Origin of the sequence: Corynebacterium sp. HMSC072G08 (assembly GCF_001809185.1) — a bacterium.
GTDB classification, from domain to species: domain Bacteria; phylum Actinomycetota; class Actinomycetes; order Mycobacteriales; family Mycobacteriaceae; genus Corynebacterium; species Corynebacterium phoceense.
The window spans coordinates 89497-97187 of record NZ_KV796404.1 but is presented as its reverse complement, the minus strand read 5'-3'; the positions used below and the strand labels follow the sequence as shown (position 1 = coordinate 97187).

At 53.2% G+C, this 7691-nt stretch carries 6 protein-coding genes; 1 reads left to right on the top strand and 5 read right to left on the bottom strand.

Annotation, left to right across the window (positions count from 1 at the left end; genetic code table 11):
* Positions 1-601 precede the first annotated feature (601 nt).
* Positions 602-835, top strand: coding sequence for a hypothetical protein (locus HMPREF2559_RS03705; protein ID WP_066484705.1), 234 nt, complete (start codon positions 602-604; stop codon positions 833-835).
* 154 nt (positions 836-989) lie between these two features.
* Here HMPREF2559_RS03705 and HMPREF2559_RS03700 read toward each other — a convergent pair whose 3' ends face one another.
* The 5 genes from HMPREF2559_RS03700 to HMPREF2559_RS03685 are packed head-to-tail and all read right to left on the bottom strand — an operon-like array spanning position 990 to position 7334.
* On the bottom strand, positions 990-2762 hold the full coding sequence (locus HMPREF2559_RS03700) for an ABC transporter ATP-binding protein (RefSeq protein ID WP_066484702.1): 1773 nt from the start codon (positions 2760-2762) through the stop codon (positions 990-992).
* Positions 2755-4503 carry an ABC transporter ATP-binding protein gene (locus tag HMPREF2559_RS03695; RefSeq protein ID WP_066484697.1) on the bottom strand — a complete coding sequence of 583 codons (1749 nt, stop codon included), beginning with the start codon at positions 4501-4503 and terminating at the stop codon, positions 2755-2757. The genes HMPREF2559_RS03700 and HMPREF2559_RS03695 overlap by 8 nt, the downstream gene beginning before the upstream one ends.
* A gap of 7 nt (positions 4504-4510) precedes the next feature.
* Positions 4511-5980, bottom strand: coding sequence for an ABC transporter ATP-binding protein (locus tag HMPREF2559_RS03690; RefSeq protein WP_070539564.1), 1470 nt, complete (start codon positions 5978-5980; stop codon positions 4511-4513).
* Positions 5977-6702, bottom strand: coding sequence for an energy-coupling factor transporter transmembrane component T family protein (locus HMPREF2559_RS12315; RefSeq protein WP_071407493.1), 726 nt, complete (start codon positions 6700-6702; stop codon positions 5977-5979). Before HMPREF2559_RS12315 ends, HMPREF2559_RS03690 begins: the two co-directional genes overlap by 4 nt.
* Positions 6699-7334, bottom strand: a complete 636-nt coding sequence (locus HMPREF2559_RS03685; protein ID WP_066484691.1) for an MptD family putative ECF transporter S component — start codon at positions 7332-7334, stop codon at positions 6699-6701. The genes HMPREF2559_RS12315 and HMPREF2559_RS03685 overlap by 4 nt, the downstream gene beginning before the upstream one ends.
* Positions 7335-7691: the final 357 nt, after the last annotated feature.

Sequence of the window (7691 nt, the reverse complement as noted above, 5' to 3'; positions counted from 1 at the left end):
AAAGAAGCGGAACTAAACCCAGGACGCTTCATTCATCATGCCTTCCACGCTTTCCACGAGTAAACCGTATTCCGCGGAAAATAACGCGCAGCAGCCTTTGGTGTGTGGGGCGCGGTGATTTCCGGTGCGGCAGCGGTCGGACCGCTTGCCGATGGTGCACTGACGGAATGGGTGTCCTAGTATTCGCGATTATCGAGGGCCTGGCCTAGGCTGGTGGGAGCCCCAATCCTCATTCAGCTTCTTTGGCTGGACCTGATTCGAAAACGCGGCTATTTCACCGGTTCCGCTAGGGCTCGCGATCTCGGCCGTGGGCTTCGCGCTTTTTATCAGGTCGGAAGAGCACCGCGAGCGGGGTCACCGCTCGGCGCTGTTGTATCTTGAATTGTTTTTCTTATTCCACGTTCTCGTGGGGCAATATCACCGCTGGTGCGGTAGCAATCGGCGAGTTTTCCATCATCTTCGTGTTGCCGCTGTACCTGATTAATACTTTGGACCTCTGCACGACGTGGTCTGGCCTGGTGCTGGCAGCCATGGCAATCGGTGCATTCTTCTCCGTTGCATCAGCCCTCATGTCGCGGCACGGTACGGGGCGTCTGGCACCGTGCTCATTGGGCTCGGCTTGGAAGCCGTCGGCGTCCTTAGCTTCGTCCTGCTTATGGGGCCGGATACGAATGATTGGATCATCGCCGCGCCGCTGACCCTGTACGGCTTGGGCCTGGGGTTCGCCTCCACGCAGCCGACCGGCACGATGCTGTGGGATATTCCCGTCGATGACTCCAGGCAAGCCTCCGCAACGCAAACCACCGTGCGCCTGGGGCAGTGGTGTAGACCTTAAGCGAAGGCATGGCCAACGCCGCGCAGTGGTCGCTCGTAGCCGCTACCGCATTCTTCGCTCTGAGCCTTGTCGGTGCACTTAGGGTGCTCCGTGCTGCGGGGGAGAGGGGGAGAGAAGGGTGTCCCCGCAAACAATGCCGATCTCGGTGCCCGCGTTAATCGCGTCCCGAACTGATTTTCCACCCGCTTGCTGCTTTGCGTTGCTGCCAGAAGTGACGGTAGATACCGGGGACATCGGAAAGCTCAGAATGCGTGCCCAGCTGGCTGACTTGCCCGTGTTCATCCAAGACTACGATTTGATCAGCAGATTTGATTGTATCCAGCTTATGGGCGATGACAATAAAAGTAGATTGCTCCCGTAGCTCGTCCATCGCAGCAAGAATGTTTGCCTCATTTTCTGCATCGAGCGCGGAGGTAGCCTCATCAAAGAGTACAATCGGCGCTTGCTTGAGAAGCGCGCGAGCTACAGATACGCGCTGGCGTTCACCACCGGATAGAAGCCGCCCGCCTTCACCAACAGGAGTATGCCACCCTAGGCGGTTGGCAATAGAAGTCACGCCTGAAAGATCAGCTGCGCGGAAGACTTCCTCATCGGAGGCGTCGGGACGACCAACGCGGATATTAGCGATTAACGAGTCGTCGAAGAGGTAAACGTCCTGAAAGACCATGGACAGCCTGGACATTAACTGTTCGGTTCCAAGCTCGCGGATATCTACGCCGTCAACCATCACCGCCCCGGAATCTACATCCCAGAATCGCGAAATAAGGCGCGCAATTGTGGTCTTTCCGGAGCCAGAAGGACCGACAATGGCGGTAACGGTGCCTGGTCGAGCATGGAAAGTGACATCTACCAATACTGGCTTATCGCCGTATCCAAACGTGACATTAAGAAGCTCCACATTTCCCGAACCATCGCCTAGGCGCGGAGTAGTGGGTTCTGGCAGGGAAGGAGCATCGGTGATGAGCTCAGTTTCTGCGAGCGCGATACGGCCGGCATCTAAACCGACGAAAGAAGAACCCAGCTGCTCAAGCGTGCGGGTAAACCTCAAGCTGATTCCGATGATCGCAATTGTTTCTAGTGGCGATAGGGCGCCTTCAACGGCAAGATCCGCGGAGACCATAATGAGAGCCACAATGAAGATCTGCACTACTATGCCGTTGAGTAGCAAAGCTAATGTGGATACCCATAGCTCGCGTATTCGTGCTTTATGGTCGATTTCTAGCGCTTGCTCTAGTGGCGCAAAAACTTGTGATTGTCCTGCCGCGCGCAGGGCTGGTTGACGGTTAGCAAATTCTACGATGCGCTGGGAGAGCTCTTTACTCGGCCCCAGTGCGCGGTTCGATGCTTTCTCACGAATCCATGCAGCCAACTGCATCACCACGAGCGCCAATGGTGCGATGATAAGAAGGACCAAGCCCAGCTTCGAGTTCCAGAAACACGCTCCTACTAACAAGGTGACAAGTGCCGCGCTATCGCGGTATATCGTTCCTTGAATATGCGCAATGGTCTCGGCCGCCACCATAAAGCGATCTGAAACGAGGCGAGATAGGCCGCCGGTATTAGCCGGTACGAACCAGCCGAGCGGTAGCGTTGCTAATTTATCGCCCACAGTCGTGTGCGCGGCTCGGATGAAATCCAAGGCCGTGTGGTAAGAGGCCATGGTTGCGAAAAATCGTAGCGCAAAAGCTACGAGCGCAATTGCCAAAAGCGTCCACATCCATGGTGCGATCGTCGTATCCCCATCGAGTGCCTTTGTAAGTGGCACGAGCGTGAGAACGGCGAGGCCATCAAGTACGCCAACGATAAGCGATAGACAAGCATACCTTTTATTGAGCTTATGGCCTACAGGACTTTGCAGCTTTTTGACACTGCGAGTGAGTAGCGGATCACGAAGACGCGAACTAACAGGCGTAGTGGCATTAGACATGAGAATTATCCTTCATAGGCTTGAGGCAGATTATTTGGTCTGCTCCTTGGATGGACTCCGGCTTGTGGGCGATGACTAAGACGGTCTTGCCTCTGACGAGTGTGGCTAGAGCTGCTTGAATTTCTGCTTCGCAGTCAGGATCAGTTGCCGCAGTAGCTTCATCCAGGATCAAGATTGGGGCATTGGTAATAATTGCCCGGGCAATAGAAATGCGTTGCTGTTGTCCACCGGATAAAGAGGTGTCCTCACCAACAACGGTGTCGAGCCCAGCCGGTAAAGCGCGAATATCAGCAGCTATGTGCGCAGCCTCTGCGGCTTGCCAGATCTCTTCATCGCGGGCTTCTGGGCGTGCAAGGCGAATGTTTTCCCGAATACTCATACGCAGTAAGTGAGGGTCTTGTAAGACGAAAGCCACAATGCGGTACAAACTGTCGAAAGTGAGATCACGGATATCCACGTTGTTGATAGTGATTGTGCCCGAATCTGGATCCTGGAAACGCGCCAGCATCGTTGCTGCTGTGGATTTGCCAGACCCGGAGGGGCCAATCAATGCCGTGACAGTGCCTGCATTTAGTTGCGCAGAAAAGTCTTGGAGGACTGGTGTGTCTGGGGCGTAGCTAAAGCTGACCTTATGGAACTCCACCTCCATGTCTTGACTACTGGCATCGAGGCTCTTTTGGCCTTCTTTCACATGGGAAATTGTCATGACTTCATCAAGGCGCAACGCCGCATTGCCAGCGAGCTGGTAAGACCACATCATTTGGCCGACGGTTTGAATCGTGCCCGGGAGCACCAGCGCAATTAACGTTGTTGCGATGACTTCAGCGACCGTGACATAGCCACCAGCTATCAGCAGGGAACCGACTCCTAGATTGATAAGGATGAGGACAGGAACCGCCACCACAGACTCTGAGATTGCGGAAACACGCAGAAGCGGACGTACCCACTCGTAATAGAATTCCGCGAATTTTTGGGCAGCTTCGCGATATCGAGCGTGGGCTTTGCCAACGGTGCCGAAAGCCTTGACGACGGAAATACCTTCGGAGAACTCCACCGCAGTCGCAGAGACCTCACCCAGATAATTATCCATTTCCGCAGTTTTTGTGCCCATATCTTTCATTGAATATGCTTGGATTGCTAGGAAAATGGGCACAGTGGCAATAGAAAGTAGACCAAGGCGCCAATCCAAGATAAAGGCATAAACCAGAAGCGCGAGGGGCGTAAAGATCGCGGCGACCTTCTCTACAGGAGCATGGGCTGTCAGGGTGTGCAGAGTTAACGTATCGTCCTCGACGGCTTTGCGGACTTTGCCGGAATTAGTCTGGCTAAACCACGAGAGTGGTGCTTTCGCAATAGCGGTAATAATTCGGCGCCGGTTAATCCCCACCAGCTTTGCATCAGCGAAGTGGGTGATTACAAGGGCAAGGAAATAGAAGAATAGCTGGCCCAAAAATGCAGCAAGTAGCCATTTCACAATGGACGCGACGTCATCAGTATTGCCGTCGATTAGAGCATTTCCCAGTGCCACCAACGCGACGTAGGGTGCTACGGCGAGTACCGAGGATATAAGCGCGAGAAACTGTGCGAAGTAGATGGTTGTTTGCACTGGGGCCAGTAGTTTTTTTAGAGCGACCTGGCCGGCTTTTAGTTTTGCGCGAGCCTCTTCTTCCGGTGACGCACCGTGTGATTCTGGTGCGTGGGTTCCGCTTGATTCTGTGGAACTTTGTTTTAGTTCAGACATTTCTTTCTCAATTCTTGTTGATGTCAGTCATATCGATGATTCTGGTGACTGATTCTTGGATGAATTCGTGGTCATGGGTGATGACGATGACCACTGCTCCGCTTGCTGCAAGAGATCGAAGTAGCGCAGAGATGGATTGCAGTTGGCGCCAGCCCACGCCAGAGGTAGGTTCATCGAAGATGTAGATCGCTGCTTGCTCGGCTTGGGCTGAAGCTATGGCTAAGCGTTGCCGTTGCCCACCGGACAGAGACTGCGGATGCCGTTGGGCCATTCCTGCCAGATCGAGGCGATGGAGAATCTCATTGACATCGATGTGGTCCCGCTTCTTCTTTGCCAGTCCGAGCGTGACTTCTTCTTCGGTGGTGGCTGCGAATAATTGGCGGCCAACATCTTGCATCACCATATACGCGGCACGTCTGCGGGCAGCCGCTCCTACTCGTTTGCTGTTCAAACGGAGACTACCGCCGCGTTTGGGAGAAGCAAGACCACAAATGATCCTGGCGAGGGTGGTTTTTCCAGCGCCGTTGGGCCCGATTAAGGCGGTGACTTCGCCGCTGGGGAAAAATGCGTGGTCAATGTTTAACACCTCATGTGCGCCATAAGAAAAACAGATGTTGCTTAGCTCGAGTCCGCTCCGCTGGGGATCGGCGTTTTCGAGCGTGGGTGGTACCGGCACGCTCGCGGGCAGGGGAACATGGTGTAAGCTGCGTAGCCCCAATTGTTTGCGTTCGGGTTCGTCTAAGGCATAAAACTCCTGAGCGCGGAAACTCCGCGTTATTTTTCCCTGAGTCAAGTAAATAACTTGGTCAGCGATATCTTTTAAGAAAAAGAGACGGTGATCAGCGATAATGATCGTTGTGCCTAATTCCTTCAAGCGGTGTAGCACGCGTGCAAGAATATCGATGCTTTCCATGGAGAGATTGGACGTGGGTTCATCGAGAAGCACGAGACTGCCCGGGGACACAAGCGCGCATGCGCATGCCACGGTTTGTAACTGCCCACCGGATAATTCTTTGAATCGCCGGCCCCGAAGATCCTTAATGCCTAGTAGCTCGACCGCTGATTGAATCCTCGACTCAATTTCTTTGGGATCTACACCAAGGTTTTCTAGCCCGAAGGCCAATTCTGCATTGACGCTTTCAGTGAAAAATTGTGTCCTTGGATTCTGGAATACTGAGGCGCTGAACTCGATGGCTCGGGACAGCGGTTCTTCCGCAGGGTTAAAAGCCTGGTCATCCTTTATAATAGTGATGGTGCCTAGTAGCTCTCCTGGATTGAAATGGGGGATGAGTCCGTTGATCAACTTGAGTACCGTGGACTTTCCCGATCCGGAATCACCGGTAATCAGTAGACACTGTCCTGGAGAGACAGAAAAAGACACATCAGATACACCTTGAATGCCTGGCCGAGCGCCCAATGGATATGTAAAAGAAACGTTGTGGGCGTCTACACTGGTTGTGATACTGCGTTCGTTCATAAGTGGACCTCCGTGGGAAGCCAGACAGAGGCAACAACGAGGCCCAACCCAGCTAGTGCAGTTGCATCGACAAGCTTGAAGGAAAGATCGGCGGTGGTGGTTGGGCGTGCGGGTCCTCCCAATCCCCGGACAAGAGCAGAGGCAGCGAGCTCATCACCAGCGCGGACGACGGCACCTAATAAGGGGATGATCAACATCGCGGACGATTGTGTGGGCTGTGTGATCCAGCTTTTTACTCCAGGCTGGAGACCCCGAAGGACCATGGCATCGCGGATGGCTTTGGCTTCTGCCACGATGATCGGCAAAACGCGCAGGAATACCGCCGGTGGAATGGTGACCCAGCCTGGTAAACGCAGGTCCCGCAGTGCTGAGGTCAACGTGGATGGTGTGAGAGTGAGCAAGCCGAATGCGCCGATGGACATGCTGATGACAAAACGGCTTAGCCACGAAAAAATTGCCGCTGAAAAAGCGAAAAATGTGGAGCCAGGAAGCTGTAATAGGCCCCAATACCCTAGATAGGATAATGCAAAAGCGAACAGACATATAAGACCATAGTGTGGCTTTACTGTAGCTAGTGCGATGGAGCTGAAGGCGATAGAAATCAGCAGTGTCGGTAGGTGGCCGTGGCTGAGAGCTACCGCATTGATTACTAGAACAGAAAGCAGCACGGTCCGTGGATCGATCGAAAATCGACGAAGCACGCCCTGTTTTTGCAGGCTCACAGGAGACCAGCGCTTTCAAAGTGTTTGCGGCTGACGCGAACTCCGACCTTTCCTCCGATAAAGCCGACGATGAGCGCACAAATGGCCAGTACTCCAATGGTCCATGGCTGGAAGATATCCGACATAGCATCGGCATATTCTTGACCCATTTGGTCTGCGATATCGACGTAGTATGAGTCCGTATCCAGAATTAGCGGGAGAAAAGGCAAAGAAATCCAGACGCAGAAGACGCCGTAGGCAATAGGGAAGGACTTGGCAATACTGAGGTGGCTTTTTGTAATAATCAAATCCGCGATAAACCCAAGAATTATGCTTCCTAGCAAGGTCCAGAAGTAGTGTCCGGTGAGCATGAATGCTAATCCGTTAATACCACCGACGAGGGTGAAAGCACCCATTTTGGACGTGCGGACGGCATAAAGCGCTAGCACGATTCCGTTTGCGATTGCCGCGATAAACCATCCAATAAACATGAATTGTGGTCCTGCGAATCCAATCATTCCGCTTACAAAGGTGATTACAAAGTAAAGTGCAGCAAAGATACCAGCGTTGATGAGATCTCTGGTGTTTAAACGTGCCGTCGACCCACTGGATGAGCTTGTACTCCGTGCGGGCGTAGAGGACTGTTGGGTCATCGTAAACCTCGATTCATGAACAGCTGGAAAGGAAAGGCTTACCTAATACAGATAGTGCTGTATATAAACTATTTCTAGTTTTGATCTGAAGATTCACCCTTAATGGGGGCGAATGTAGATAAGCGGACATCAAACCATCATTGGATTTGCTGGAGACGCTGCTTCCATCCCGAAGCGTGTATCGGCTTTTAGCACCACATACCCTGCGCTGGCCGCGAGTGCGGGCACGCTCATTGCAAGGATTCCGAAGCTTCCCAAGCCGGTTCGCGAGAACGCAAGCAAAGGTGTTTATAAGCAGTGGGATTACCTCGTTAAGGAAGGCGCAACTCCCGAAAGCCTTCTCCGCCTGATGAAGGG

Bases quoted from the DNA above. Each gene is read 5' to 3' on its own strand.
- HMPREF2559_RS03695 (WP_066484697.1), bottom strand. From the start codon at position 4,503: ATGTCTGAACTAAAACAAAGTTCCACAGAATCAAGCGGAACCCACGCA.
- HMPREF2559_RS03690 (WP_070539564.1), bottom strand. From the start codon at position 5,980: ATGAACGAACGCAGTATCACAACCAGTGTAGACGCCCACAACGTTTCT.
- HMPREF2559_RS03700 (WP_066484702.1), bottom strand. From the start codon at position 2,762: ATGTCTAATGCCACTACGCCTGTTAGTTCGCGTCTTCGTGATCCGCTA.
- HMPREF2559_RS03685 (WP_066484691.1), bottom strand. From the start codon at position 7,334: ATGACCCAACAGTCCTCTACGCCCGCACGGAGTACAAGCTCATCCAGT.